The organism is Agrobacterium tumefaciens (genome assembly GCF_009649785.1).
Taxonomy (GTDB): Bacteria; Pseudomonadota; Alphaproteobacteria; order Rhizobiales; family Rhizobiaceae; genus Agrobacterium; species Agrobacterium tumefaciens.
Map to the genome: position 1 here is coordinate 65776 of NZ_WJOK01000012.1, position 26753 is coordinate 92528.

Genomic DNA, 26753 nt, shown 5'->3' on the forward strand with positions numbered 1-26753 from the left:
AGGACGAGATTATGGATAGTACCAAGGCATGGTATCAATCGCGCACTATCTGGGGCGCCCTGGTTGCGGTTTTCGCACCGCTTTTCAGCGTCGCTGGTCTTGATCTTCCCGCCGGCCTGCACGGCGAGCTGGCGGAGGGACTGGTGACCGTTGCGGGCGGAATTGGCGGCCTCGTCGCACTTTACGGCCGCCTTTCGGCAACCCGTGCCATCCGCTGACGCCAGTAGCGCCCATACCGTCCCCGCCGTGCGTCGTGGCGTCGGGGGCGGCATTCATTTGCCATTCAGACGCTTTGCGCTACATATTCGGTCACAATACGGTTCGAGACGCAGCCGATTTTTTTGGAAGATTTGTGCAATGGCATCACCTCTCATCATCGCGACGCTTGCAGCCGGGCTTTCCGGTTTCACGGCGCCCGAGGCTGATTTGCAGGGCCATTACATTCTGGCTGCAAGCGATTGCGGCGCGGCCGTTGCCCGCGTGGTGCGCGAAACCGGTGGCCAGCTTCTTTCGGTCTATCCCTCCGGTGACGGTCAGTCCTGTGTAGTTACCGTTCTCGTCCAGGGTAATGGCGAGCGCCCGCGCAAGGTAACGATGCGCGTGCCGATGTAGCCTTGCCCGCATCGCCGAAATATCGGAAAACAATCCGACACAGTTAGCATGACCGGCGACGCGCGCGCGGGCCGGGACGTAAGGAAAGGGCGGATAATGCGTATTCTCGTGGTTGAGGACGATGCCAATCTCAATCGTCAGCTGACCGACGCGCTGAAAGAAGCCGGTTATGTTGTCGATCAGGCATTTGACGGCGAGGAAGGCCATTATCTCGGCGATACCGAACCCTATGACGCGATCGTTCTCGATATCGGCCTGCCGCAGATGGACGGCATCACCGTCGTCGAGAAATGGCGCGCGGCGGGCAAGGCCATGCCGGTCCTCATTCTCACCGCCCGTGACCGCTGGAGCGACAAGGTGGCGGGCATCGATGCCGGTGCCGACGATTACGTGACCAAGCCCTTCCATGTGGAAGAAGTTCTTGCCCGCGTGCGTGCGCTCATCCGCCGCGCCGCTGGCCACGCTTCCTCCGAACTCGTCTGCGGACCGGTCAAACTCGATACCAAATCCTCCAAGGCAACGGTCAACGGCGTGACGCTGAAGCTCACCTCGCATGAGTTCCGCCTGCTTTCCTATCTCATGCATCACATGGGCGAGGTCGTCTCGCGCACGGAGCTGGTCGAACATATGTACGATCAGGATTTCGACAGGGATTCCAACACGATCGAGGTGTTTGTCGGACGTTTGCGCAAGAAGCTCGGGGTTGATCTGATCGAGACCATCCGTGGCCTCGGTTACCGGATGCAAGCGCCGGCAGATGCGAAGTAGCTCTCTTACCGCCCGCGTTCTTCTTCTCGCCTCCGCCTGGTCGGCGCTGGCGCTGGTGGTCATTGCCGTCGTGATCTCGACGCTCTACCGGCAGGGCGTGGAGCGCAGCTTCACCGATCTTCTGCGGGCGCAGCTTTATAACGTCATTAATTCCGTGACGATTTCGAACGAGAATACGCTGGCCGGCAGCCCGCAGCTCGGCGATCTCCGGTTCTCGCAGCCCGATACCGGCTGGTACTGGGTGGTGGAGCCGCTCGGCAATTTCCAGACGGCACCGCTGGTCTCCTCTTCGCTCGGCGTCGCGTCCTTGCCGGTGCCGAGCATTATCGATGCTCCCTTCGATAACAGATACGAGCGTTTTTATGCCGTGACCGACGAGGCGGGCAACAAGGTGCGGGTGGCGGAAACGGAAGTCGTGCTGGATGGTGAGGGCCGCGCGGCGCGTTTCCGCGTTTCCGGCAACCTCAACGTCGTTGAAGACGATGTGCGCAATTTCTCCAACAGCCTTTATCTGGCGCTCGCCGTCTTCGGTGTCGGCAGTCTGGTCGTCAATGGCCTTGCGATTCTCTACAGTCTGCGGCCGCTCGATCAGGCCCGTCTGGCGCTCGGAAAGATCAGGGGCGGGGAGGCGGAAAGCCTCGAAGGCGAATTCCCGCGCGAAATCCAGCCATTGGCGAACGAAGTCAATGCGCTGATCGACAGCAACCGGCGCATCGTCGAGCGCGCCCGCATGCAGGTCGGCAATCTCGCACATTCGCTGAAAACGCCGATTGCCGTGCTGCTGAACGAGGCCCGCACGCTGGAGCCGCAGCATGGCGATCTGGTGCGCGCGCAGGCTGACGCCATGCAGGCGCAGGTGCAGTCTTATCTTTCGCGCGCCCGCATTGCCGCCCAGCGCGGCTCGATTCTTGCCCGTGTGGAAGCGGAGCCGGCGCTGGAACGGCTGGTGCGCGTCATGCGCCGCCTCAACCCCGACAAGCAGTTCGAGCTGAATTTCGAGCATCCGGGGGCGGTGCTGGGCATGGAACAGCAGGATCTGGAGGAGATCGTCGGCAATCTTCTCGAGAATGCCGCGCGTTTTGCACAGACCAAAGTCGTCGTCACGCTTGCGACCGGCACTCACCCGTCCTCCGACCCCGAAATGGGCCGGCGCTCATGGGTGGAGTTGATCGTGGAGGATGACGGGCCGGGGCTGGAGCCCGGGCAGATAAGCGAAGCGATGAAGCGCGGCAGGCGGCTGGACGAAAGCCGTCCTGGCACCGGCCTCGGATTGTCGATCGTTTCCGAAGTGGTGTCTGAGTACCATGGCCACTTTTCCCTCTCGCGCAGCGGGATAGGTGGCCTGAAAGCCGATCTGATTTTGCCTGGCCTCTCGAAAGAGCTTGCGTGAGGCAAGAAAAAAGGCAAGAAATTCAATGCCGATATATAACGCGCGGTGCGGTAAGGAAAAGAGGACAGGGTTTGGTTGACGTGTATGATGGCTGCCGCTCCGTGACGATGCGTTCGCTGGTGTCACGCCCGGCACTTCTCTCGATCCTGTGCGTATCGATGCTGAGCGCCTGCACCACCACGGGCACCCGCTCGGCCGGTGGCAGCCTGTTCGGCGGTTCGGCACAACCTTCAACACCGTTCCTTGCCAACATGCAGGGCGGCATTGTCGGACGAAGCGGTCTGCAGCTCGAAAAGGGCGACCGCACCAAAGCGCTGGAGGCCGAATATCGCGCACTGGAAACCGCCCCGGTCGGTACGCCGGTGACATGGACCGGCGACGATGCCAGCGGCCAGGTGGTTGCCAATGCGCCCTATCAGGTGGGCAACCAGAATTGCCGGCAATATTCCCACACGCTGACTGTCGATGAAAAGGAAACCCGGGTTCGCGGTGCGGCCTGTCGCAATGCCGATGGCAGCTGGTCTCCTTTGACGTAAATCAAGGTCATGGACCTTTCCGAGTGACAGGAAGGGCTATAGCGGTGCACCTGGACGCCGGGCGGTGCGGCGTGATGTCTCAAATTCGCGTCATCTCCGCGCTTCATGTTTCCATGTGCCGTGCATTCGAGTAATTGAGCCTTATGTTCTGGATTGTCGTTGCGATATTGACGGCGGCTGTCGCCATCGTCCTGATGTACCCGCTGATGCGGAAGACCGAGGTGTCGCAGACGCGCCGCGACGGCGAGGTTGCAGTCTATCGCGACCAGCTTGCCGAACTGGACCGCGAGCGTGCCGCTGGCCTGATCGGCGAGACGGAGGCGGAATATGCCCGCGCCGAAATCGGCCGCCGGCTGCTTGCCGCAGCCGATACCCGTCAAGACGCTGAAAGCAGCGCCCGGCCGCTGCGGCACAATCTCGCCGTAACCCTGATTACCGTTTTGCTGCCTGCACTTGGCCTCTGTCTTTACATCTGGAAGGGAAGTCCGGAAGTGCCGGACATGCCGCTCGAGGCACGTCTGGAGCAACCCGGTAACGACATGAACCTTCTGGTCGCCCGTGCCGAGCGGCACCTAGCCGAAAACCCCGACGACGGTGCAGGCTGGGATATCCTGGCGCCGATCTATTTCAAGACGATGCGGCTTGGCGATGCCGAGCTTGCCTATCGCAACGCGCTTCGTCTGCAAGGGCCGAGCACAGAACGGCTGACGGGACTTGGCGAAACACTGGTGGCGAGCAATGACGGCATCGTCATCGAGGCTGCGCGTGAGGCCTTTGCCGAAGCCGAGCGGCTGAAACCCGGCAATCCACGCGCCCGCTTTTATCTGGCGCTGTCGCTGGAGCAGGCGGGCAAGGCGCAGGAGGCACGTGCGGCCTTTGCAGCACTGGCGGCGGATGCACCAGCCGGTGCGCCATGGTTGCCGCTGGTGCGGGAACATATCGCCAGAACCGGCGGCGAGGCAGCGCCCGGCCCGACCGCAGGCGACGTGGCGGCAGCGAAAGACATGACGCCCGCCGACCGGCAGGCGATGATCGAGGGCATGGTGGCGAGCCTCGACGCCAAGCTCAAGGAAAATCCCGGTGATTTCGAAGGCTGGATGCGCCTCGTGCGCGCCTACTCCGTCTTGAACAATGCAGCGAAGGCGGGCGAGGCACTGAGAGCCGGTTTGCAGGTTTTCCCGCCTGAGGGCGAAGAGGGTAAGCAGCTACTGGCGCTGGCGAAGGAATTGGGAGTTTCCGCCGGACCCGTTCGCATGGACGGGCAAGGGCGCGCGATGCCGCAGGGAGTGACGCAATGACCCGCAAACAGAAACGGCTCGCAATCATCGGCGGCGGCATGAGCTTCATCGTCGCGGCCGTGCTGCTCGTCATGTTCGCCTTCGGCCAGTCCATAGCCTATTTCTACATGCCGGCCGATCTGGAGAAGACGCCGGTCAATCCTGGCACCCGCATCCGCCTTGGTGGGCTGGTGGCGGAAGGCTCCGTCAAGCGCGGGGAGGGCCGCACGGTGAGCTTCACAGTGACTGACGGTGAAGCAAACGTGCCCGTCAGCTATACCGGCATTCTGCCCGATCTTTTCCGCGAGGGGCAGGGCGTGGTGACGGAAGGCGTTTTCGATGCCGCGACCCATGGCTTTGTTGCCGACAGCGTTCTGGCCAAGCATGACGAAAACTACATGCCGAAGGAAGTGGCCGACCGGCTGAAAGACAAGGGCCTGTGGCAGAACACCGGAGAGGGCGGGCAACCTTCCGGCGCAGCGCCTTCTCCTGCGGGGGCTTCAGCCGACAAGACCGGAGCGATAAAATGATCAATGAGATCGGCCACTACGTTCTGGTTCTGGCACTCGCCGTGGGGCTGATCGTCTCGACGCTGCCGGTGATCGGCGCGCGCCGCAACGACCGGGCGCTGATGGATATTGCCTCGCTCGGCTCCGTCGTGATGTTCCTGCTCGTGGCCTTGTCCTTTGCGGCGCTGACGCGGGCCTATGCGGTCTCGGATTTCTCCGTGCGCAACGTCTGGGAAAACTCCCATTCGCTGATGCCGATGCTCTACAAGTTGACCGGCGTCTGGGGCAACCATGAGGGCTCCATGCTGTTGTGGCTGCTGATCCTGGTGTTGTTCAGCGCGCTCGTTGCCGTCTTCGGTCGCAACCTGCCGGAAACGCTGAAAGCCAATGTGCTGTCCGTGCAGGCCTGGATTTCCGTCGCGTTCCTGCTGTTCATCCTGCTCACCTCCAATCCGTTCATGCGTCTGGAGCGGGTGCCGGCCGAAGGGCAGGACCTGAACCCTGTCCTTCAGGACTTCGGCCTCGCCATACATCCGCCGCTGCTTTATCTCGGTTATGTCGGCTTTTCCGTCTGTTTCTCCTTCGCCGTCGCTGCACTTCTGGAGGGCCGGATCGATGCGGCCTGGGCGCGCTGGGTAAGGCCGTGGACGCTCGCCGCATGGACCTTCCTGACGGCAGGTATCTCCATGGGATCTTACTGGGCCTATTACGAACTCGGCTGGGGCGGCTGGTGGTTCTGGGATCCGGTTGAAAACGCCTCCTTCATGCCATGGCTTGCGGGCACCGCACTGCTGCATTCGGCACTCGTCATGGAAAAGCGCGAAGCGCTGAAAATCTGGACCGTGCTTCTGGCGATCATGACCTTTTCGCTGTCGCTGCTCGGCACCTTCCTCGTGCGCTCCGGCGTCTTGACCTCCGTGCACGCCTTCGCCACCGATCCGAGCCGCGGCATCTTCATTCTCGGCATCCTTACCGTTTTCATCGGCGGAGCTTTCGCGCTGTTCGCATGGCGGGCGCCCTCGCTGAAGGTGGGTGGATTGTTCGCGCCGATCTCACGCGAAGGGGCGCTGGTCCTCAACAATCTGATCCTGACGGTCTCGACCGCAACAGTACTGATCGGCACGCTCTATCCGCTCATTCTCGAAACGCTGACAGGCGAAAAAATCTCGGTCGGCGCGCCGTTCTTCAACCTCACCTTTGGCCTCCTGATGATCCCGGTCCTGATCGTCACGCCCTTCGGGCCGATGCTCGCCTGGAAGCGCGGCGATCTTCTCGGCGCTTTCCAGCGGCTTTATGTGGCGGCCGCCATTGCAGCCCTTGCCGGGCTGACGCTCTGGTACGTGGAGAACGGCGGCCCGGTGCTCGCCGCACTTGGCATCGCAGCCGGTTTCTGGCTGATCTTCGGGGCGCTTGCCGATCTCTGGTATCGGGCCAATTTCGGCAAACTGGCCTTCGGCATCGCTTTTCGACGCCTCAAGGGCCTGCCGCGTTCGGCCTTCGGCGCCGCACTTGCCCATATGGGGCTTGGCATCACCGTGCTCGGCATCGTCACCGTCACCACCTTCGAGACCGAAACCGTTCTTGAAATGAAGCAGGGCATGGAGGCGAAGGCGGGCGGCTACAGTCTCACCTTCGATGGCATCCGCCATGCCGTCGGCCCTAATTTTACCGAGGATCGCGGCCATTTCACCATACGCAAGGCGGGTGTGGAAGTGGCCGACGTCTGGTCCTCCAAGCGGCTCTACACCGCACGGCGAATGCCGACCACGGAAGCGGGCATTTTGACGTTCGGCCTCAGCCAGCTCTACGTCTCGCTCGGTGACCCGATGGCGGATGGCGGCATGGTAGTGCGCATCTGGTGGAAACCCTTCATCCTGTGCATCTGGGGCGGCACGCTGTTCATGATGGCCGGCGGTTTGATATCGCTCTCCGACAGACGGTTGAGGGTGGGCGCACCGAGCCGCAAGGCGAAGCCGGCAAAAACGGCCGCGATGCCGGAGGCGGCGGAATGAGGGAGGTTGTGGCGGGGCTCACGCTCCTTCTCGTTCTCATGTTTACGTCATGGCCGGCCTTCGCCTTCAACCCGGACGAGGTGCTGAAAGACCCCGCACTGGAACAGCGCGCCCGCAATCTAACGTCTCAACTGCGCTGCATGGTCTGTCAGAACCAGTCGATCGATGACAGCAATGCCGAACTGGCACGGGACCTGCGCGTTCTGGTGCGGGACAGGCTGGTGGCAGGCGATAGCGATCAGGCTGTAGTCGACTACGTCGTGTCTCGTTATGGCGAATTCGTGCTGCTGAAACCGCGTTTCAGCCTGCGCACCGCACTTTTGTGGGGCGCGCCCATCGTTCTGGCGCTTGCGGGAATATTCGCCATCCTCGTTTTTTCGCGTCGGCGCGCCACCCAGGAGCGGCCGGAAAAACTGAGCGCGGACGAAGAAGAGAGAATTCGTAATCTCATTGAAAAATAACCGATTTTCATATCCGTCCTCGGTTCTTTTTCAACATTACGGTTTTTTCATTCGTCAGACACTTCGCTGTAAGGTGTCGCCTACTATATCTTCATCATCCACCGCTTCTCCCCCGGTCAAACGGGTTCCAGTCTGAATGAAGAAAGAAGGTACACCATGTCTCACTCGCAAAACGGACGCTCCTCGCTGAAGACGGTTCTGAAGGCAACGACCGTTGGCGGTCTTGCCGCGCTGATGCTTTCCACAGGCATCGCCGCACCGATCGTTCATTCCTTTGCCGCTCCGGTGGAGGTGACTGCGCCGCAGGTTCCGAGCTTCGCCAATGTGGTCGAGGCTGTTTCGCCCGCCGTCGTCTCCGTTCGCGTCCAGTCGAACGTGCAGCCCGCTTCCGATGATTCCAGCAACTTTTCCTTCAATTTCGGCGGCCGTGGTCTCGACCAGCTGCCGGACGACCATCCCCTGAAGCGCTTCTTCAAGGAATTCGGCGGCCCCAACCAGGACCGTCCCGACCGTGGTCCGAACCGTCACCGTGACGGCAAGGGTCCGCTGCGCCCCGTCGCTCAAGGATCCGGCTTCTTCATCTCCGAAGACGGTTATGTCGTCACCAACAACCACGTTGTCGATGACGGCTCCGCCTACACGGTGGTGATGAATGACGGTACCGAACTCGAAGCCAAGCTCGTTGGCCGTGATCCGCGTACCGATCTGGCGCTGCTGAAGGTCGATGTGAACCGCAAGTTCACCTATGTGCAGTTTGCCGACGATAGCAAGATTCGCGTCGGTGACTGGGTCGTAGCCGTCGGTAACCCCTTCGGCCTCGGCGGCACGGTAACCTCGGGCATCGTTTCCGCCCGTGGCCGCGATATCGGCTCCGGCCCCTATGACGATTACCTGCAGATCGACGCCGCCGTGAACCGCGGCAACTCCGGTGGTCCCGCCTTCAATCTCAACGGTGAAGTCGTTGGCATCAACACCGCGATCTTCTCGCCATCTGGCGGCAATGTCGGTATTGCTTTCGCCATCCCGTCGTCCGTTGCCAAGGACGTGATCGCCGACCTGCAAAAGGACGGCAAGGTCGAACGCGGCTGGCTCGGCGTGCAGATCCAGCCCGTCAGCAAGGACATTGCCGAGTCGCTTGGTCTTGCCGAAGCGAAGGGCGCGCTCGTCGTCTCGCCGCAGTCCGGTTCGCCGGGCGACAAGGCTGGCATCAAGCAGGGTGACATCATCACCGCCGTCAATGGCGACCCGGTCAAGGATGCCCGCGATCTGTCGCGCCGCATCGGCAGCATGACGCCAAACAGCAAGGTTGAAATCTCGCTCTGGCGCGGCGGCAAGTCGCAGTCGGTCACCGTGACGCTTGGCGATCTCGCAAGCGACGATGCCTCCAAGGCAACGCCGGGCCAGGAAAACGACAGTGGCAGCAAGCCTTCCAGCGCAAAGGTGCTGTCGAGCCTCGGCCTGACGGTTGCGCCCGCTGACGACGGCAACGGCCTTGCCATCACTGATGTCGATCCGGACAGCGACGCCGCTGCCCGTGGCCTGAAGACGGGTGAGAAGATCACCTCCGTCAACAACCAGCAGGTGGCTTCTGCCGCCGATATCGAGAAGGTTCTCGAGCAGGCGAAGAAGGACGGACGCTCCAAGGCGCTGTTCCAGATCCAGACGGACAGCGGCAGCCGCTTCATCGCACTGGATATCGACCAGGGTTGATAATCTGAGATGCGGCGCCGGTTCTTCTTCGAGCCGGCGTCGCTCGGGACTGTCTCTCACCTTGAGGGCGGGACAGAGTATGTGGAACGCGCGTGCCGCTTGTTTCTTCTCCGCTAGGGAGGAGAAGGTCGCGGCAGCGGGATCAAGGGCAAGGCCAGCGATAGACCGCGCCCTTGCCCCCTTATCCGACCCTTCGGGCCACCTTCCCCCCGGCGGGGGAGAAGACAAGGACCCACAAAGCCGGTCCAGTCAGCACCGAGGAGGAAATCTCATGGAAAACAAGGTTCAGGAAATGTCTGTCGCATCTGTTTCCGGTTGTGCGGAAAAGGGCGAGGGCGCTATTGTCCCGCACATGAAGATTCTTGTTATTGAAGACGATCTCGAGGCTGCGGCCTATATGACCAAGGCGTTCCGGGAAGTCGGTATCGTTGCCGATCACGCGAGCGATGGTGAAAGCGGCCTGTTCATGGGCTGCGAGAATTCCTATGACGTGATGGTGATCGACCGCATGCTGCCGCGCCGCGACGGACTTTCCGTCATCAGCGAGCTGCGCCGGCGCGGCATCGAGACGCCGGTTCTCATTCTTTCGGCTCTTGGGCAGGTGGACGACCGCGTGACCGGCCTGCGTGCTGGCGGCGATGATTATCTGCCCAAACCCTATGCCTTTTCCGAACTTCTCGCACGCATCGAAGTGCTGGGCCGCCGCAAGGGCAAACCCGAACAGGACATGGTCTACCGTGTTGGCGATCTCGAACTTGACCGGCTGTCCCACGATGTCCGTCGCGGTGGCAAGGAAATCCTGTTGCAGCCGCGTGAGTTCCGCCTGCTGGAATATCTCATGAAGAATGCCGGCCAGGTGGTGACCCGCACCATGCTTCTGGAAAACGTCTGGGATTATCATTTTGACCCGCAGACCAATGTCATCGACGTGCATGTGTCCCGCCTTCGTTCGAAGATCGAAAAGGACTTCGAAAAGCCGCTGCTGAAGACCATTCGCGGCGCGGGTTACATGATGAAGGACGAGGGCTGATTGGCGAAAATGGTCCGCCTCAGAATATTGTTCCGGTCAACAGCGGTGCGCCTTTCTGCGCTTTATATCCTGCTGTTTGCGCTCTGCGCAGCCTTCCTGGTCTTTTATGTCACCGCCCTTTCCGAACGGCTGCTGAACCAGCAGACGCGTGACGCGGTGCTGCAGGAAGTGTCGGATGTGCAGCGCATCTACAATCGCGGCGGCATCAACCCGCTGTTGCGGATGATGGAGCGCCGTGCCCGCCAGCCGGGGGCGAGCCTTTACATCATCGCCGGCCCCAATGGCGAAATCCTTGCAGGCAACGTCGCTTCCGTGCAGCCCGGCGTGTTTGACAAGGAGGGCTGGACGGGTTTCCCCTTCCGTTACGAACGTTATTCCGAAAGCGGCGACAGCGTGCAGCATATGGCGACCGCCAATGTCTTCATGCTGGACAACGGCCTGCGCATCCTGATCGGCCGCGATCTCGGCGAGCCCACCAAATTCCGGGCGCTGGTGCGCAATGCGCTGATGGTGGCGCTTGCCATCATGAGCGCCGGTGCGCTGCTCATCTGGTTCGGCATCGGCCGCAATGCCTTGAAACGCATCGACCGCATGTCGGCAGCGACCAAGAAGATCATGGCCGGCGATCTTTCGCAGCGCCTGCCGCAGGGCCGCTCCGGCGACGAGTTCGATCGGCTGTCCGGCTCGCTCAACGCCATGCTCGGCCGTATCGAAAAGCTGAACGAGGGCTTGCGGCAGGTGTCCGACAACATCGCCCACGACCTCAAGACACCGCTGACGCGGCTGCGCAACAAGGCAGCCGCCGCCTTGGATGATAACGACGAGACGAAACGGCGCGCGGCACTCGAAGGCATCATCGCCGAATCCGACCAGTTGATCCGCACCTTCAATGCATTGTTGATGATTTCCCGCGTCGAGGCCGGCTCCATCGCCGCCGAAATGACCGATGTGGACATGTCGGCAATCGCCGCCGACAGCGCCGAACTTTACGAACCGGTAGCCGAGGACGCGGGACTTACGCTTGAGGCCGAGATCGAACCCGGTCTTTCGGTGCAGGGCAACCGTGAGCTGATCGGCCAGGCGCTTTCAAACCTCATCGACAACGCCATGAAATATGCCTGCGAATGCGAGGGCGACAAAAAACTCATCGTGCGTCTGGTGAGCGAACCGGACGCCATCGTGCTGTCCGTCTCCGATAACGGCCCCGGCATCCCCGCCGACAAGCGCGGCGAGGTGCTGAAACGTTTCGTGCGGCTGGACGAAAGCCGCTCCAAACCCGGCACGGGGCTCGGCCTGTCGCTGGTGGAGGCCGTGATGGAATTGCACGGCGGATCGCTTGCGCTGTCGGACACCGACACTACGAATTCCGTCTGCCCGGGCCTGACCGTTTCGATGATCTTTCCCGTTTCGACCCAGTAAGCCGCGCTATCCAACGCCGCTGCCACCAGCACCGGCTGGTCACCGCGATTTGTGCGGAAATTCGTTCACCTCCGAGAAATAATCGTCTCTCGAGATTGAATTGAAAGATGATCGGAAGAATATCTTATAAGGTTCTACAGCTGGACTTTATGAGGGGATCGCATCGCGATCGGCAAAAGGACTTATGATCGATGGCAAACATGGCCCCCTTGGTTGGCGACCACCATGGACCGATCATTCTGTTCGATGCCGAATGTGTGCTGTGTTCCGTGAATGCGCAATTCGTACTGCGGCATGACAAGGCCGGATATTTCCGGCTGGCCTCCATGCAGGGAGCCGTCGGCACGGAAATCTACCGTCGGCACGGAATGGACCCCAAAAATCCGGTCAGCCTGCTCGTCGTCGATGGCGACAGGGTGCGACAGGATAGCGACGGCGTTCTTGCTATCTACGAGGCGCTTGGAATGCCCTGGCGGCTGCTTGGCATGTTGCGCGTAATTCCCGCATTTCTGCGCGATCCCGTCTATCGTTTTGTCGCCCGCAATCGCTACCGTTGGTTCGGAAAACGTGCGCAATGCTGGGTGGCGCCGCCGGAATACAGGGACAGGATTCTCTGAACTTAGCGACGATCCTCCGCCCAGGGCAGGCGACAATTTCAGGCGGCGGGACAGACACGTGACGGCGTTGCGGAGATGGTTACGCATCCCCGCAACGCCACGTCGCCATCGGCTCAGAACGTATAAGCCACGCCAATCATCGCGAAGGGCTGGATGTCCTTCTTGGAGAGCGGGCTGTCCTTCGCATCGCCCAGCAGGAAGCCAACACCGCCGGCGCCGGTGATCGACCAGTTCTCGGTCATAAGGTAAGTGAGGGAGGCGCTGGCGTCGATGCGCTTGAAGCCTGCCTTGGCGTCATAGCGGCGCAGGCCGGAACGGGCGGATTGGGCCGAGGTGACGCCGAAATAGGATTTCATGTGCTTGTCGTCCGCCCAGGTGGCGGAGAGGTCCGCGCCAAGGATGAACTGGTCGACTTTGTGCGAAACGCTGGCGCCGACGGTTGCGGTCAACCCTTCGCTGCCGCTGATGGTCTTGTCCACCTTCGCATAGACCTCGAAGGGATCGATGCCATAAGCGATAACACCGCCGACCACGCCGCCCGCCTTGATGTCACCCATTCCGCGAAGATTTTTCTTGTCGTCCTTTTCCTTGCGCCCGGCTTCCCAGCCGCCCTTGACGCCCAGTCTGAAGCCGTTGCTGTTCAGCAGGTTGACGGTGACGCCGCTGAAATCGATGCTCAGCGTATCTCCATACTCAACGGAAACCAGGGGAACCGCGCCTGCTTCCAGCTTGTCCGAGCCCTCATATTTGGGAGCGTAGGCAGCACCCACGCCAAGTGTGATTTTCCACTCACTGGAACTGCTGTAGCGGGCATTGTCGAAATTGCCCTGCGGTTCGGCGAACCTGTCCGATTTGCCGAGATCAGCAGCGAGGACGGGCGTGCAGACGGCCTGCGCCAGGGGCAGCGCGGTCAGGCACAACGCCATTGCACGCAGGTTCTTTTGCCATTTCACTGTAAAAATCTGTTTCATGATCATATCCGTTGCAGCATCAAGCGTTGCAAAACCTGGGAGTCGGGTTTCGTTGAGCAGGACGCTACGTGGGCATAATTGCGGAGACATTACGCGAGATTGCCGGCCACGACTGAAATGGCGCTTCCGCAGGCCAGACCGCGGAAAAGATCGGCAAAAACGGTTTTCCTGATCGCAAAGCGCCACGCATTTGTTACAACGCGGAGTGTATGCGCCCGGAAGCTTCGACAATGCGTGGCGGCAGGACGATTTTGCGGGGAGCGATCCTCCCTGAGAATCAGGCACGGTCGAAGCGCAAGGATGGGTCGCTCGGGAGAGGGAGAGAGACAGTGACGAAACGGGAAACCGCTGAAAGGCGGCTGAGCGAGGTTCTGCCGGGAGTTATCCGCCCCTATACGCAGACGGAACTGAAATCCGTTCTCTCCACGCTGAAGGATATCGCCAAGGGCGAGCCAGCTGTGGCCGCGCTTCTTGCCGCCGAAAGCCCGCTGAAGGACTTCATCGCTGCGGCTTTCACGCTGTCGCCCTATCTGCGCGACATGGCCGCGGCGGATGAGGGGCTGCTGACGCTCGCGATTTCGAAGCCGCTGGAGCCACTACTGGCCGATCTCGTCCGTGAAGCGCGCGATTGCTGGAAGCCGGGGCAAGAGGGCGGCGTGCCCGTCGAAAACGAGGTGATGTCGCGCTTGAGGATCGCCAAGCGTCGGCTCTCCTTTGTCGCTGCGCTTGCCGATCTGGCGCGCATCTTCACTGCCCGCGATACCACGCGCTGGCTGAGCGACATGGCGGATGCTTCGCTGTCGGCCGCCATCGACCACCTGCTGCTTGTCGGCCATGAGACCGGCAAGCTCAAACTTAAGAACGTTGCCGCGCCAAGCGAAGGTTCCGGCCTGATCGTGCTTGGCATGGGCAAGCTCGGCGCTCGCGAACTGAACTATTCCTCGGACATCGACGCAGTGGTGTTCTTCGAACCCTCTGCTGGCATTATCGATGATCCCTATGCTGCGACAGAGAATTTCGGCCGCATGATGCGCCGCCTCGTGCGTATCATGCAGGAACGCACGGCAGACGGTTACGTCTTCCGCACCGATTTGAGGCTCCGGCCAGACCCCGGCTCGACGCCGCTCGCCATTCCCGTGGAAGCGGCGCTGCTTTATTACGAGGGCAGGGGCCAGAACTGGGAACGCGCCGCCTATATCAAGGCGCGGCCGGTGGCCGGCGATCTGAAGGCCGGTGACAATTTCCTGCGCGAACTGACGCCTTTCATCTTCCGCAAATATCTCGATTACGCGGCGATTGCCGATATTCACTCCATCAAGCGGCAGATCCATGCGCATAAGGGCCATGGCGCGATTGCGGTTAAGGGCCATAACGTCAAGCTCGGACGCGGCGGCATCCGCGAGATCGAGTTCTTCGCGCAGACGCAGCAGCTGATTGCCGGCGGCCGTATGCCGGCGCTCAGGGTCCGCGCGACGCAGGAGGCGCTTGCGGCGCTCACCGAAGCGAAATGGATCGATGCCGAAACGCGCGACAGCCTGACGGACGCCTACTGGTTCCTGCGCGAAGTGGAACACCGCATTCAGATGGTGCGCGATGAGCAGACCCACGTGCTGCCCGACACCGAAACTGAACTGAAGCGCATTGCCTTCATGCTCGGTTTTGAAGATACCAAGGCGTTTTCCGAGAAGCTGGAAAAGGTGCTGCGGCTGGTGGAGCGCCGTTATTCGGCGCTGTTCGAACAGGAGACGAAACTCTCCGGTGAGGCAGGCAATCTGGTCTTCACTGGGCAGAAGGACGATCCAGATACGCTGAAAACCCTCTCAGCACTTGGTTTTCAGCGGCCGGAGGATATTTCCCGCGTCATCCGCACCTGGCACAATGGCCGGTACCGGGCGACGCAATCGGTCGAGGCACGCGAGCGGCTGACGGAGCTGACGCCGGATCTGCTGCGCGCCTTTGGCGAAAGCAAGCGGGCGGATGAGGCGCTGCTGCGCTTTGATAATTTCCTCTCCGGGCTACCGGCGGGCATCCAGCTCTTCTCGCTGCTCGGCAACAATCAGGCGCTGCTGTCGCTGCTGGTGACGATCATGTCGTCGGCCCCGCGCCTTGCCGAAATCATCGCCGCCCGCCCGCATGTTTTTGACGGCATGCTGGACCCGGCGCTGATGAGCGACGTGCCGACGCGCGAATATCTTGCCCAGCGCATGGGCAATTTCCTCTCCAATGCCCGCCACTACGAGGATATTCTCGACCGGCTCCGTATTTTCGCCGCCGAGCAGCGCTTTCTCATCGGCGTGCGGCTGTTGACAGGCGCGATCCGTGGCGAGATCGCCGCCCGCGCCTTTACCCATCTTGCCGATCTGGTAATTGAAGCGGCCCTGAATGCCGTTCTCTCGGAGATGGAGACGGCGCATGGGCCATATCCGGGCGGGCGCGTGGCCGTGATGGGCATGGGCAAGCTCGGCTCCTTCGAGCTGACCGCGGGTTCGGATGTCGACCTCATTCTCCTCTACGATTACGACGATGCCGCCCATGAATCGATCGGCGCAAAACCGCTCGATGTGGTGCGTTATTTCACTCGCGTCACCCAAAGGCTGATTGCCGCACTATCGGCGCCCACGGCCGAAGGTGTGCTTTACGAGGTGGACATGCGTCTTCGCCCCTCCGGCAACAAGGGGCCGGTGGCGACGCGCATTTCCGCCTTTGAGAAATACCAGCGCGAGGAAGCCTGGACCTGGGAACATATGGCGCTTTCCCGCGCTCGCCTGATCTGTGGCGAAGCCTCGCTGATGGAAGATGCGCGCGGCATCATCGCCTCGGTACTGTCCCAGAAGCGCGATGTGGCGAAAGTCTCAGCCGATGTGCTGGAAATGCGAAGCCTCATCGAACAGGAAAAGCCGCCGGAAAATATCTGGGACTTCAAGCTCATCAATGGTGGGCTGATCGACCTCGAATTCATCGCCCAATATCTGGCGCTGGTCGGTCCCGCCAGGGGTCTCCAGCCGCACGAACCGGGTCGCAACACGGCAGAGGCATTGCAGGTGCTGGCCGCCCCGGTGATGGAGCAGCAATCCTTCGACGACTGCATGGCGGCGACGGCGCTTTACACCGAGATATCGCAGATCGTGCGGCTGTGCATCGACGGTGCTTTCAATCCGAAGGAAGCGCCTGCCGGTCTTATCGATCTGGTTTGCCGGGCCGGGGATTGCCCGGATATTTCCACGCTGGAGGGCGAGGTGAAGCGGCTGGCGAAGGTTGTCAGGAAGGCGTTTGTGGCAACGGTGAAGAATGGCGGGTGATGGTGGGTATCGCGCGTTCTGCCGTCACTTACTGCAACGCAGCGGGCACAGCCCGATATTCCTCAATGCACCGTACCACAGCACCCTGCCGCATGCGGGATGATAATCGTCACCACCGTGCCCCTGCCTTCGCAGGAGCGGATTTTCATCGTGCCGCCATGCAGCCTGACGAGCGAGCGCGAGATGGCGAGCCCGAGGCCTGAGCCGCCCTGGCTTTTGGCGTATTGGCTCTGCACCTGCTCGAAGGGCTGGCCAATCTTGTCGAGCGCCTCGGCGGGAATGCCGATGCCGGTATCGGCGATGGTGAGGATCATGGCGGCCTGATGCACATGGGTGCGCAGCGCTACGCGGCCGCCATTACCGGTGAACTTCACGGCATTGGACAGAAGGTTGAGCATGATCTGCTTCATGGCGCGGCGGTCGCCCTGCATCGTCAGCCCGGCGCAGACCTTCTGCTGCACGGTGATGTTCTTCTGTTCCGCCTGGATGGCGGTCAGCCGCAGGGTTTCCTCGATCAGCGGCGCGAGATCGATTGTCTCGCGGTTGATCCGCATATGGCCGGCTTCGATCTTGGACATATCGAGAATGTCGTTGATGACATTTAGGAGGTGCTTGCCGCTGTCGTGGATATCCCGGGCATATTCGGAATATTTCGGCGAGCCGACCGGCCCGAACATCTCGTTTTGCAGGATGTCGGAAAAGCCGAGAATAGCGTTGAGCGGCGTGCGCAGCTCATGGCTCATATTGGCGAGGAATTCGGACTTTGCGAGGTTTGCCGCCTGGGCGCGCTCTTTTTCGGCGAGATAATTGGCGTTGGCGTCTGAAAGCTCCGTCTTCTGCCGCTCCAGCTTATGCTGCGAGGCGGAAAGATCGCCGATGGTGGCCATCAGCCGGCGTTCGGAGTCACGCAGGCGCTCCTGATGGCGCTTCAGAAGCGTAATGTCGGTGCCGACGGAGACGAGGCCGCCGTCACGGGTGCGGCGTTCATTGATCTGTAGCCAGCGATCATCGGCAAGCTGCACTTCCGTCATGCGCGAAAGGCCAGACTGATCGGGGTCCGCAACGCGCCGCTCCACGACCGGGCGCGCCGCAGCCGCCTGCACGGCGCTCTTTTCGGTGCCCGCTACCAGAACGCTGTCCGGCAGGCCGTAAGCCTTCTGGTAATGGGTGTTGCACATGACGAGACGGTCATTCTTGTCCCACAGCACGAAGGCTTCCGAGGTGGATTCGATGGCGTCTGCAAGGCGCTGGTCTGCCTCGGCATAACGTTGCGCAAGGCGGTGCTGCTCGGTCACGTCCATGGCGATGCCGATGACGCGCGGGCCGTTATTGGTGCGGATGACCTGGGCACGGGCGCGCAGCCAGACATAGTGGCCTTTCGCGTGGCGCATGCGGAAGATCTGGTCGATCTGGCGCAGATCACCGCAGCCGACAGCACGGGCAAGCTCGTAGAGGTTCCCATCTTCGGAATGCATCATGCGCGCCGCATCGGAAAAGGACAGCGGTGCGGCCTTCGGCGGTCTGCCGAGGATTTCGTAGAGCGAGCCGGACCAGAACATGCGCCGCGTGGAAAGATCGAAGTCCCACAGGCCGCAGCGGCCACGTGACAGCGCCGTCTCCACCCGCAGGTTCGATTCAGCGAAGATGTCGTCAGCGTCGCGGGCGCGTTTGACCTGCATGTAATAGGCGTAGAGCACGACAAGAAGGATCGAGGAGATTCCGGCAAACAGCGTCACGTTCATGGCGATTTCGCTGCGCCAGAAAGAACGGATCGGCTCAAGCGAGCGCGCCGCGATGACCATGCCTCCATCGTCGCCGAAGGGGATCATCGTCGCATAATGCGGCTGGTTGTCGATATTCGTTTCGATGGTGCCGGGCGCGCCGGGAAAACGCTGAACAATGGCGATTTCGGGAAGCAAAGCCGGCAGGGAGGTGCCGATGTAAAGCGTGGCGCCCTTGCCGGCGCCGGCGAAAATCCGGCCGTTGCTGCCCGACAGAAGCACCATCGTGCCATCAGCAAGGCTGCCCGAAGGCAGCGCTGCGGCAAGGCTCGCCTCTGCGCGGGTGCGCTCTTGCGAGGCAAAGACAATACCGTTGTTGATAAGGGCTGCTTTGGCCGTCAGCGCTGTCAGTGCGGTAGAGTGGCGGGCTGCCTCTTCCATGCGGCTATATTCGGCAACGATGCCCAGCATGCGTGACGCCGCGATGACGACGAGAAATGCAAGAATGAGAATGGGAATGAGGCGCTTCAGCAGGGTCTCGACCTGCGGCATCGGGCGGTCGGAGCCGTTCATCAAACCCATCAGGTCGCTGGAAAGCCTTTCGCCCCAGGCCGCAAGATCAGAAAATTTGGCATACGGCCGCTCATCGCCCGCAGTCGCCCGCCGCACGTTCGTCATTGTCCCGCCTTCAAGATATCCCCACTGATTCGAAGCGCCGCCGCTCGAATAGGCATAGTGAATCAAATGCGATTCGCCGTGTCCAGAGGCAAAAGTTAAAAGAATTTTAACCCCTTGAACCGACTCCGTATTTTTTCGGGACAGCGCGTTACGGTCTTCACAGCGGCGGCAGGCATTGGAAAAACCGACACCCGGATGGCCGGTCTGGGACGTCCGGTGTGTTACGGCCGGTGGTTCTCAAGCCCTGTCGAAAGCTTCGAGAGCAGGTCCAAGTGCGCCGAGAACGCCGTTTCCGGAGGCAGGAAGCCCGGTCAGCACCGCGCTGATGATATCGTCACGGCTTGCGCCATGCGCTTTGGCTTCCAGCACATGAAATGCCACGCCGCCTTCCAGCCGCAGTGCGGCGAGAATGCCGATATAGACCAGGCATTGCGTCTTGGCATCCAGCGTGGACGCCGCACCCAGCCCCTGAACGGCCTGAAGCCAGACAGCCTGATGGGCCGGGGCCTCGGTGATGAAACGCTGGAACGAATTGCTGGTGTTGGAAATATCCGTCATTTGAAGTCCCTTTCCGCTTGCGGCCGCGTTCCGGCCTGTCGCTGACGATTGTGTCGCGCAATGCGTTGCGCCGCCTTGACGGAAATCAAGACGGCGCACAGGCATTGTCCGGAATAGGGGAGTTGGCGAATGTTCGCCGGGTATTATCCTTTCAGAATACGCCCGACGATATCGCTGACATCCGTCGAAAGACCTTTTGCTTCGGCGATCGTCGAAAGTGCTGCCTTGGCGTGTTCGGCGCGGCTTGCTTCCAGCGACCGCCAGGAGCGCATGGAGGTGAGAATGCGCGCGGCAAGCTGCGGGTTACGCTTGTCGATGGCTATGATCTGCTCGGCGAGGAACCGGTAGGCGGCACCATCGGCGCGGTGGAAACCGGTCGGGTTGGAGAAGGCGAGCGTGCCCACCAGCGACCGTACCCGGTTGGGATTGGAGGCGATGAAGTGTTTAGATGTCATCAGCGCCTTGATACGTTCCAGCGCGCCGTCGCCGGGAATGGCGGCCTGCAGCGAGAACCATTTGTCGAGAACCAGCGCATTGTCGGCAAAGCGGGCTTCGAAGGCGGCAAGCGCCTCCTTTGTCTCCGCGCTGTCGGGGAAACGTTGGGTCAGCACACCAAGCGCATGCGCAAGATCTGTCATGTTGGTGGCGCCGGCATAGGCCTTTGCCGCCCTGTCAGGCGTTCCCTCGGCAAAAGCAAGGAAGCTCAACGCGCCGTTGCGAAGCGAACGCCGTCCGGCGCTGCCAGCATCGGGGCTGTAGGCTTCACCATTTCCGTCACTGTCGGCGAGCCGGCGGAGCGTCTCGATACCGGCCGTGGCAATGGCCTTGATCGTCGCGTTGCGTGCCTTGTGGATGGCGTCCGGGTCGGTATTGCCGCCCAGTTCGCGAGCGATGTCCGTTTCGCTCGGCAGCGCCAGCGCCTGTGCGCGGAAAGCGGGTTCAAGCGAAGCGTCGCCGACGATTTCGATCAGCGTTGCGATAAGGTCGGCGTCCGAGCGTACTTCTTGGCCGTTCTGCACGGCCCTGGTGGCCGCAATCAGCGCCGGCAAAGCGAGATCGGTAAGCGCCTGGAAACGGGCAAACATATCCGTCTCGTGCCGGGCGACCTGCACCAGATCGGCAGCACTCTGTTCGAAATGCAGGTTGATCGGCGCCGAGAAGCTGCGGTTGAGCGACAGCACTGGGCGCGATGAAATGCCGGAGAAGGAGAATGTCTGGTTGCGTTCGGTCAGATGCAGCACGCCGTCGCGGTATTCGCCGCCCGTGACAGCCTGCGGCTCGGCGATCTGGCCATTGTCGAGAATCAGCGCCAGCGACAGCGGAATATGACGCGGTTGCTTCACCGGTTGGCCGGGCGTTGGTGCGACGGTCTGTTCCAGCGTCAGCCTGAAGGTCGCCTTGGCGGCATCGTAGGCGGAGGAAACGGAGACGAGCGGCGTGCCGGCCTCGGTGTACCACAGCGAAAACTGCGACAGGTCGCGGCCGCTGGCATCGGCAAAACTCTTGACGAAATCCTCAACAGTCGCCGCTTCGCCGTCATGACGTTCGAAATAAAGGTCCATGCCTTTCTTGAAGTCGTCTTCGCCAAGGATCGTGGCTATCATGCGGGTGACTTCGGCGCCCTTTTCATAAACGGTCGTCGTGTAGAAGTTGTTGATTTCGCGATAGGTATCGGGGCGTGGTGGATGGGCCAGCGGACCGGAATCCTCTGGAAACTGCTCCGATTTCAGGTGACGCACATCGGCGATGCGCTTGACCGGGCGCGAGCGCATGTCGGCGGAAAATTCCTGGTCGCGATAGACCGTCAGGCCTTCTTTCAGGCACAGCTGAAACCAGTCGCGGCAGGTTATGCGGTTGCCGGTCCAGTTGTGGAAATATTCATGCGCGATGATGCGCTCGATATTGGCGTAGTCCGCGTCGGAGGCAGTTTCCGGGTCGGCCAGCACGAATTTGTCGTTGAAGACGTTGAGGCCCTTGTTCTCCATCGCGCCCATGTTGAAATCGGACACGGCGACGATCATGAAGATATCGAGGTCGTATTCACGGCCGAAGCGTTCCTCATCCCACTTCATCGAGCGCTTCAGCGCATCCATGGCATAGGCCGCGCGCGGCTCCTTGCCATGCTCGACATAGATCTTCAGCGCCACTTCGCGGCCGGAAAGGGTGGTGAACGTGTCTTCCACCACGCCGAGATCGCCGGCGACAAGCGCAAAGAGATAGCTGGGTTTCGGGTGCGGATCGAACCAGGCTGCAAAGTGGCGGCCTTCATCGTAATTGCCGCCGCCGAGGAAATTGCCGTTCGACAACAGCAGGGGATTGCCCTCCTTCGCGGCGATGATCGTCACCGTATAGGGTGCCAGAACATCGGGCCGGTCCGGGAAATAGGTGATGCGGCGGAAACCCTCCGCCTCGCACTGGGTGCAATAAACGCCGTTGGTGCGGTAAAGCCCCATCAGCTGCGTATTGACCTGCGGATTGATGTAATTGGTGACACAGATCTCGAAGGGCGTCTCCGCAGGCAGATCGCGGATCGTCAGGCTATCAGGCGTCGCGTCATATTGGCTTGCGGGAATGTCCACCTGATCGAGCAGGAGGCCCGAAAGTGTCAACTCGTCGCCATCGAGAACGAGCGGCGCTGACACATCGACGCCCTCTCGGCGATGAAAGATCAGACGGGCTTCGACCTTGGTATTCTTGGGGTCGAGTTCGAAGGTGAGATCCACCCGCTCCAGAACGAAATCGGTGGGGCGGTAATCTGCCAGGTGAACGATCTGGCCCGTGTCTGTTCGCATGACTGTTCCTGAATAACTTTGTCGTTGTCCTCCGGGCATCATGTCGTCATAAGGCCCGGATGTAAAATAGGTAGAGTATTCGTCACAATCATGTGCGCATCGGGAGGACGTTCTGTCCTGCCATGGAAGGCTTTGCCGGCCCTGCAGACGATCCTGCCGCTGCCGGACCTGCGGACCATGCCAGCAAATGTTGAACGATTGCTGAAATTGTATTTTATTTTCTTCAAATTTTAGCGCGTGTCGCTTTTGGTCTGATTCTCACGTCGCCATCAGGGCTGAAGGCCTGAACAATGGGGGTGAGGAGGCCACAAGCCGGGGAAAGCAATCCTGCGCCTCACCAGATCAACGGAATTCATGGGTAAATAACATTTTTTGTTGTAAAGCGCTTCGGGAATGCTCTAGCCTTGGGCAAATCCAATTCCCCCGCGTCGTCCTGCCCCGCATGAACAATCTCCCGATGGCGTGTTTGCGCAGCCGATATGAGTAACTGCCGATGAACGCCGAACCGACAAATCCCTTTCGGGGGATAAGCCTGAAGCTGATTTCGGTTGGCTTTTTTCTGGTGATGCAGACTTGTATCAAAGCCTCCGGTCCCGATGTGCCTGCCGGTCAGATCACTTTCTTCCGCTCCGCTTTCGCCATCATCCCCATCGTCGTTTATCTTGCCTGGCTGCATGCGCTGACGAGCGCGCTGCACACCAATAATCTCATCGGCCATTTCAAGCGCGGGTTTCTCGGCATTCTCTCCATGGCCTGCGGGTTTTACGGGCTGACGCTGCTGCCGTTGCCGGAATTCATCGCCATCGGTTATGCCTCACCGCTGCTGGCCGTCGTGTTCGCCGCCTTCATCCTGCGCGAGAAGGTGCGCATCTACCGCTGGAGCGCGGTTTTCGTTGGCATGATGGGCGTGCTGGTTATCCTGTGGCCGAAGATGACCCTGTTGCGTGAAGGCGGTTTTGCCGCGGGCGAGGGGCTGGGCGCGATTGCCGTGCTATGCGGGGCAGCACTTGGCGGTCTCGCAATGATCCAGGTGCGGCAACTGGTGGAAACGGAAAAGACGCCGACCATCGTTCTCTATTTCTCGCTCACGGCCACCTTGCTGTCGCTCGTCAGCGTACCCTTCGGCTGGAGCGCTCTGGATACCAAGCAGGCCGTGCTGTTGATCACCAGCGGCATTTGTGGCGGCGTCGCACAGATCTTCCTGACGGAGAGCTATCGCCACGCGGAGGTCTCCACTATCGCGCCCTTCGAATACAGCTCCATCGTTTTCGGGATAGCGGTCTCCTATATCCTGTTCGGAGACATTCCAACGCTCACCATGCTGATCGGCACGGCAATCGTGATTTTCGCCGGCATCTTCATCATTTTCCGCGAGCACCAGCTGGGCCTGGCGAGACGCGCGGCACGCAAGGCCTCCACGCCGCAGGGGTAACGCACCAAATTTGGCGGAGGTCGCAAACATGCGGCATCGTCGGCGCCAGAGCCGTTGTCGTTTCGGCGCCTAGTCCCGCAAATGCAAAAGGCGCCTTCCCGAAGAAAGACGCCAGCGCGCAATCAAAGATATGGACCGGTTTTACACCGGCCTGAGTGCTCTCAGCGCTCGCGGAAATCCGCAAAGACAGCTGCAGGACGTGTGACGCGAACCTGCTGCATGGCAGCACGTGCGGTCATCTGTTCGTTAGCGGCAGCGCCGAAACGATGGTAACCCTGACTGGATCGAGGGCCGAGGCCCGCCAGTCGGAGCGTTTCAAAGCCGGAATGTACCGGACGGAAGCGAGTGGTCATTGCCTTGGTTCCTTAAACCGAATTCCTCCCAAGACACAGGCTGGCTTATCGCAGTGCAGCATGGATTCGGCAAGCCGGGTCAGCGCGCCGCTGTTATGCGTAATACGCATGGCTTTTTTCATACTTCATTTACTCTGAGTAAGAATCAGGCAATCAGCCTTCGGAGATTTTTGCCTGAAACGCCAATAAATCCTGCCATGCCAATGACTTGCTGGCAGGTGCGTTTAGAAGTTCCTGCGGATGCAGGCTCGCCAGCGCCGGTAAAACCAGGTGCCCGGCTGCGACATCACGCCACTGTCCGCGCAGCGTATGGATCGTTCCGGTGCCGCCGAAAAAGAAACGTGCGGTCAAGTTGCCAAGAAGCAACAGGTGTTTCGGCTCCGTAAGTGCGATCTGGCGCTCGATGAAGGGGCGGCAAATATCCATTTCGGCCTGAGTCGGCGGGCGGTTGCCCGGTGGACGCCAGGGCACGACATTGCCGAGCATGATGCGTGCGCGGTCAAGGCCGATAGCGGCCAGCATACGGTCGAGCAGCAGCCCGGTCTTGCCGGCAAAAAGCTGGCCCTCGCGGTCGTCATCCGCATCCGGCATCGGGCCGATGACCATGACGGCGCAAGCAGGGTCGCCTTCGGTGAATACCGTGTTGCGGGCGCTGTTCTTGAGGTTACAGCCGCTGAAACCCTCAAGCGCGATTTTCAGTTCGGAAAGCGACCTTGCGCTTTCAGCCGCAAAACGGGCAGCCGCCACGGCCTGTTCGTCCGGCATGGCAACATTCTGCTGAAGTGCCGGAGCAGGCGGCGCGCCTCTCGTCGGCGCGCTGCGACCTGCCGTCTGCCGCTGCGGAGCATCGGCACGACGCTCCGTGCCGCTGTCCATCTGGTGTGCGGGCGCAGAGCTTTCCTGACGCACTGCCGGTCGGGCAGGGCGGGAGGCGGCAAATTCGGCGAAACGGTCAACAGGTCCGTCTTCCAGCAACCAGTCCACGCCCGCATCCGCATGGAAATGCAGAAGCGCGGCGAGTTCGGCCGGGGAGAGGTCGTGAGCGGCGATCATGGGGTGAAATTATCCCATGTTCCCCGCCCGGGGAACCCGTAAATCACGCTGTCCAGCGCTGAATGTCACCGCTTTCGCCGATCATGGCCAAACCATGGGCAATCGAGAGCAACTCGCCGCCGGTTTCGATCCGGTCCGCGTCGAAACGACGGGTGAAAAGCTCGCGCACCGCCGGCACGAAGGAGGTGCCGCCGGTGAGGAACACCTTGTCGATTGCCTCAGGCGCGACTTGCGTCTTCTCCAGAACCTCGTCCAGCGCCCCCTCGATCTTGGCGAGGTCGTCGGCGATCCAGTTGTTGAAGTCGCTGCGCTTGACCATTTTGCGGCCGGCCTTGCCGAGCGGCGCGAAGTTGAATTCCGCTTCTTCGGCCGAGGACAGCGCCATCTTGGTGGCGGAAATCGACTGATAAAGCGGATAACCCTCGTCATGCTCCACGAGATCGATGAAGAGTTCGAGCTTGTCCGGCTCCAGCGCCGAGCGCACCAGCGATTTCAGATCGGTGAATTCCTTCGAGGTCTTGAAGATAGACAGCTGGTTCCAGCGACCGAAATTCACGTAGTAGCCGGAAGGCACGTCCAGCACCTTGTCGAAGCTCTTGAACTTGCTGCCCTTGCCGATTTCCGGCGAGACCAGATTGTCGATCATGCGGAAGTCGAAATGGTCACCGGCGACACCGACGCCTGAATGGCCGATGGGGGTGGCGGAGAGCTTGCCAGCATGGCTCTCGAAGCGGATCAGCGAATAGTCGGTGGTGCCGCCGCCGAAATCCGCCACCAGCACATTGGCGTCCTTCTTCAGGCTCTGGGCGAAATAATAGGCGGCCGCCACCGGCTCGTAGACATAGTGGATTTCCGGAAAACCGGCACGCGTCAGCGCTTCGTTGTAGCGGGAGAGCGCCAGCGTCTCATCCGGATTGCTGCCGGCGAAACGCACGGGGCGACCGGCGATGACGGTCGAGACGTCGCTTGGCCACTCTGCGCCCGCATAGGTTTTCAGCTTGCGCAGGAACACGTCCATCAAATCCTCGAAGCTCTGGCGCTTGGCGAAGATCAACGTACCCTGGAAGAGCGGCGAGGCCGCAAATGTCTTGATCGACTGAAGGAAGCGGCAATCGCCCGCATTGTCGATGAATTGCCTGATGGCTGCGTGGCCCGCTTCCACGTGCAGGGCAGCCGCACCAAGGCCCGAATCCTTCATGAAGGAGAGCGCGGTGCGCATGCTGTCATCCGTGCCAGCGCTGCTGGTAAACTGCATGGAGCGGCTTTCGCCGCCGCCGTCGGAAAGAGCCATGACCGTGTTGGTCGTGCCGAAATCGAGGCCCAGTGCCCGCTTTTGCGTCATCGCCATATCCTTGTCGCCGATAGAAATGCTCGCCCGGCCCAAAGGCGGCCCGGCGTGAGAATAAGGGACGCATTTGGCATCCCGATGTCAGAGGAGGGCGGTTGATTGCACAGGCCCGGCAGAATGGCAAGCGCCAGTTCTCGGTTTATTAAAACATTAGAATAAAGTAATTTTCCGTTATAAATACAGTTTTGCGATGCAAATTAAATATTT

22 protein-coding genes are annotated in these 26753 nt (G+C 60.8%); 15 read left to right on the forward strand and 7 right to left on the reverse strand.

Annotated elements, in window-relative coordinates; all coding sequences use genetic code 11:
• The first annotated feature begins 11 nt into the window (after positions 1-11).
• From GH784_RS14510 to GH784_RS14570, 13 genes are all read left to right on the forward strand, one after another.
• Complete coding sequence (locus tag GH784_RS14510) at positions 12-218, forward strand: hypothetical protein (RefSeq protein WP_019564069.1); 207 nt, start codon at positions 12-14, stop codon at positions 216-218.
• Positions 219-357: 139 nt separating this feature from the next.
• Complete coding sequence (locus GH784_RS14515; protein ID WP_003497070.1) at positions 358-612, forward strand: hypothetical protein; 255 nt, start codon at positions 358-360, stop codon at positions 610-612.
• A gap of 96 nt (positions 613-708) precedes the next feature.
• The gene (locus GH784_RS14520; protein ID WP_003512135.1) at positions 709-1380 is read left to right on the forward strand and encodes a response regulator transcription factor; all 672 of its coding nucleotides are present in this window, start codon (positions 709-711) and stop codon (positions 1378-1380) included.
• Positions 1370-2770, forward strand: coding sequence for a sensor histidine kinase (locus tag GH784_RS14525; protein ID WP_003512137.1), 1401 nt, complete (start codon positions 1370-1372; stop codon positions 2768-2770). Before GH784_RS14520 ends, GH784_RS14525 begins: the two co-directional genes overlap by 11 nt.
• 107 nt (positions 2771-2877) lie before the next feature.
• Positions 2878-3306 (forward strand): membrane protein, encoded by a 429-nt coding sequence (locus GH784_RS14530; protein WP_025592860.1) that lies wholly within the window; start codon positions 2878-2880, stop codon positions 3304-3306.
• A gap of 143 nt (positions 3307-3449) precedes the next feature.
• On the forward strand, positions 3450-4604 hold the full coding sequence (gene ccmI / locus GH784_RS14535) for a c-type cytochrome biogenesis protein CcmI (RefSeq protein ID WP_019564067.1): 1155 nt from the start codon (positions 3450-3452) through the stop codon (positions 4602-4604).
• Positions 4601-5113 carry a cytochrome c maturation protein CcmE gene (gene ccmE, locus GH784_RS14540; RefSeq protein WP_003512141.1) on the forward strand — a complete coding sequence of 171 codons (513 nt, stop codon included), beginning with the start codon at positions 4601-4603 and terminating at the stop codon, positions 5111-5113. Before ccmI ends, ccmE begins: the two co-directional genes overlap by 4 nt.
• Positions 5110-7104, forward strand: coding sequence for a heme lyase CcmF/NrfE family subunit (locus GH784_RS14545; RefSeq protein ID WP_065704913.1), 1995 nt, complete (start codon positions 5110-5112; stop codon positions 7102-7104). The genes ccmE and GH784_RS14545 overlap by 4 nt, the downstream gene beginning before the upstream one ends.
• A complete protein-coding gene (locus tag GH784_RS14550; RefSeq protein ID WP_025592862.1) occupies positions 7101-7565 on the forward strand; it encodes a cytochrome c-type biogenesis protein in 465 nt (154 codons plus the stop codon). Before GH784_RS14545 ends, GH784_RS14550 begins: the two co-directional genes overlap by 4 nt.
• 156 nt (positions 7566-7721) lie before the next feature.
• Positions 7722-9275 carry a Do family serine endopeptidase gene (locus tag GH784_RS14555; RefSeq protein ID WP_003512147.1) on the forward strand — a complete coding sequence of 518 codons (1554 nt, stop codon included), beginning with the start codon at positions 7722-7724 and terminating at the stop codon, positions 9273-9275.
• Positions 9276-9546: 271 nt separating this feature from the next.
• A complete protein-coding gene (locus GH784_RS14560; RefSeq protein WP_013635754.1) occupies positions 9547-10305 on the forward strand; it encodes a response regulator transcription factor in 759 nt (252 codons plus the stop codon).
• A gap of 9 nt (positions 10306-10314) precedes the next feature.
• Entirely contained in the window at positions 10315-11724 is a 1410-nt protein-coding gene (locus GH784_RS14565; RefSeq protein WP_003512151.1) for a sensor histidine kinase, read from the forward strand.
• 191 nt (positions 11725-11915) lie between these two features.
• On the forward strand, positions 11916-12341 hold the full coding sequence (locus GH784_RS14570) for a thiol-disulfide oxidoreductase DCC family protein (RefSeq protein ID WP_065704910.1): 426 nt from the start codon (positions 11916-11918) through the stop codon (positions 12339-12341).
• A 113-nt stretch (positions 12342-12454) separates the two neighbouring features.
• Here the strand turns inward: GH784_RS14570 and GH784_RS14575 are convergent, their stop codons facing one another.
• Complete coding sequence (locus GH784_RS14575; protein WP_065688146.1) at positions 12455-13318, reverse strand: MipA/OmpV family protein; 864 nt, start codon at positions 13316-13318, stop codon at positions 12455-12457.
• Positions 13319-13641: 323 nt separating this feature from the next.
• Here GH784_RS14575 and GH784_RS14580 point away from each other — a divergent pair, with 323 nt between their 5' ends.
• Positions 13642-16611, forward strand: coding sequence for a bifunctional [glutamine synthetase] adenylyltransferase/[glutamine synthetase]-adenylyl-L-tyrosine phosphorylase (locus tag GH784_RS14580; RefSeq protein WP_065704908.1), 2970 nt, complete (start codon positions 13642-13644; stop codon positions 16609-16611).
• 62 nt (positions 16612-16673) lie between these two features.
• Here the strand turns inward: GH784_RS14580 and GH784_RS14585 are convergent, their stop codons facing one another.
• The 3 genes from GH784_RS14585 to pepN form a co-directional block, all read right to left on the reverse strand.
• Positions 16674-19010, reverse strand: coding sequence for a PAS domain-containing sensor histidine kinase (locus GH784_RS14585; protein WP_019564062.1), 2337 nt, complete (start codon positions 19008-19010; stop codon positions 16674-16676).
• 237 nt (positions 19011-19247) lie between these two features.
• On the reverse strand, positions 19248-19568 hold the full coding sequence (locus tag GH784_RS14590) for a carboxymuconolactone decarboxylase family protein (RefSeq protein ID WP_065704906.1): 321 nt from the start codon (positions 19566-19568) through the stop codon (positions 19248-19250).
• Between the two features lie 143 nt (positions 19569-19711).
• Positions 19712-22360 carry an aminopeptidase N gene (gene pepN, locus GH784_RS14595; protein WP_065704904.1) on the reverse strand — a complete coding sequence of 883 codons (2649 nt, stop codon included), beginning with the start codon at positions 22358-22360 and terminating at the stop codon, positions 19712-19714.
• A 493-nt stretch (positions 22361-22853) separates the two neighbouring features.
• Between pepN and GH784_RS14600 the strand changes: the two genes are divergently transcribed.
• Positions 22854-23792: a DMT family transporter gene (locus GH784_RS14600; protein WP_003512165.1), complete on the forward strand. Its 939-nt coding sequence runs from the start codon at positions 22854-22856 to the stop codon at positions 23790-23792.
• A gap of 161 nt (positions 23793-23953) precedes the next feature.
• On the opposite strand, the gene GH784_RS14605 is transcribed toward GH784_RS14600, so the two are convergent.
• The 3 genes from GH784_RS14605 to GH784_RS14620 all read right to left on the reverse strand — a co-directional run bounded on the left by GH784_RS14605 (position 23954) and on the right by GH784_RS14620 (position 26540).
• Positions 23954-24145 (reverse strand): hypothetical protein, encoded by a 192-nt coding sequence (locus GH784_RS14605; protein WP_003497027.1) that lies wholly within the window; start codon positions 24143-24145, stop codon positions 23954-23956.
• Between the two features lie 153 nt (positions 24146-24298).
• On the reverse strand, positions 24299-25198 hold the full coding sequence (locus GH784_RS14615) for a uracil-DNA glycosylase (RefSeq protein ID WP_153793534.1): 900 nt from the start codon (positions 25196-25198) through the stop codon (positions 24299-24301).
• Between the two features lie 43 nt (positions 25199-25241).
• Positions 25242-26540 (reverse strand): Hsp70 family protein, encoded by a 1299-nt coding sequence (locus GH784_RS14620; protein WP_065661577.1) that lies wholly within the window; start codon positions 26538-26540, stop codon positions 25242-25244.
• Positions 26541-26753 lie beyond the last annotated feature (213 nt).

Coding starts and splice junctions, on each gene's coding strand:
- GH784_RS14510 (WP_019564069.1), top strand. CDS start 12: ATGGATAGTACCAAGGCATGGTATCAATCGCGCACTATCTGGGGCGCC.
- GH784_RS14515 (WP_003497070.1), top strand. CDS start 358: ATGGCATCACCTCTCATCATCGCGACGCTTGCAGCCGGGCTTTCCGGT.
- GH784_RS14520 (WP_003512135.1), top strand. CDS start 709: ATGCGTATTCTCGTGGTTGAGGACGATGCCAATCTCAATCGTCAGCTG.
- GH784_RS14525 (WP_003512137.1), top strand. CDS start 1,370: ATGCGAAGTAGCTCTCTTACCGCCCGCGTTCTTCTTCTCGCCTCCGCC.
- GH784_RS14530 (WP_025592860.1), top strand. CDS start 2,878: ATGCGTTCGCTGGTGTCACGCCCGGCACTTCTCTCGATCCTGTGCGTA.
- ccmI (WP_019564067.1), top strand. CDS start 3,450: ATGTTCTGGATTGTCGTTGCGATATTGACGGCGGCTGTCGCCATCGTC.
- ccmE (WP_003512141.1), top strand. CDS start 4,601: ATGACCCGCAAACAGAAACGGCTCGCAATCATCGGCGGCGGCATGAGC.
- GH784_RS14545 (WP_065704913.1), top strand. CDS start 5,110: ATGATCAATGAGATCGGCCACTACGTTCTGGTTCTGGCACTCGCCGTG.
- GH784_RS14550 (WP_025592862.1), top strand. CDS start 7,101: ATGAGGGAGGTTGTGGCGGGGCTCACGCTCCTTCTCGTTCTCATGTTT.
- GH784_RS14555 (WP_003512147.1), top strand. CDS start 7,722: ATGTCTCACTCGCAAAACGGACGCTCCTCGCTGAAGACGGTTCTGAAG.
- GH784_RS14560 (WP_013635754.1), top strand. CDS start 9,547: ATGGAAAACAAGGTTCAGGAAATGTCTGTCGCATCTGTTTCCGGTTGT.
- GH784_RS14565 (WP_003512151.1), top strand. CDS start 10,315: ATGGTCCGCCTCAGAATATTGTTCCGGTCAACAGCGGTGCGCCTTTCT.
- GH784_RS14570 (WP_065704910.1), top strand. CDS start 11,916: ATGGCAAACATGGCCCCCTTGGTTGGCGACCACCATGGACCGATCATT.
- GH784_RS14575 (WP_065688146.1), bottom strand. CDS start 13,318: ATGATCATGAAACAGATTTTTACAGTGAAATGGCAAAAGAACCTGCGT.
- GH784_RS14585 (WP_019564062.1), bottom strand. CDS start 19,010: ATGACGAACGTGCGGCGGGCGACTGCGGGCGATGAGCGGCCGTATGCC.
- GH784_RS14590 (WP_065704906.1), bottom strand. CDS start 19,568: ATGACGGATATTTCCAACACCAGCAATTCGTTCCAGCGTTTCATCACC.
- pepN (WP_065704904.1), bottom strand. CDS start 22,360: ATGCGAACAGACACGGGCCAGATCGTTCACCTGGCAGATTACCGCCCC.
- GH784_RS14600 (WP_003512165.1), top strand. CDS start 22,854: ATGAACGCCGAACCGACAAATCCCTTTCGGGGGATAAGCCTGAAGCTG.
- GH784_RS14605 (WP_003497027.1), bottom strand. CDS start 24,145: ATGACCACTCGCTTCCGTCCGGTACATTCCGGCTTTGAAACGCTCCGA.
- GH784_RS14615 (WP_153793534.1), bottom strand. CDS start 25,198: ATGATCGCCGCTCACGACCTCTCCCCGGCCGAACTCGCCGCGCTTCTG.
- GH784_RS14620 (WP_065661577.1), bottom strand. CDS start 26,540: ATGACGCAAAAGCGGGCACTGGGCCTCGATTTCGGCACGACCAACACG.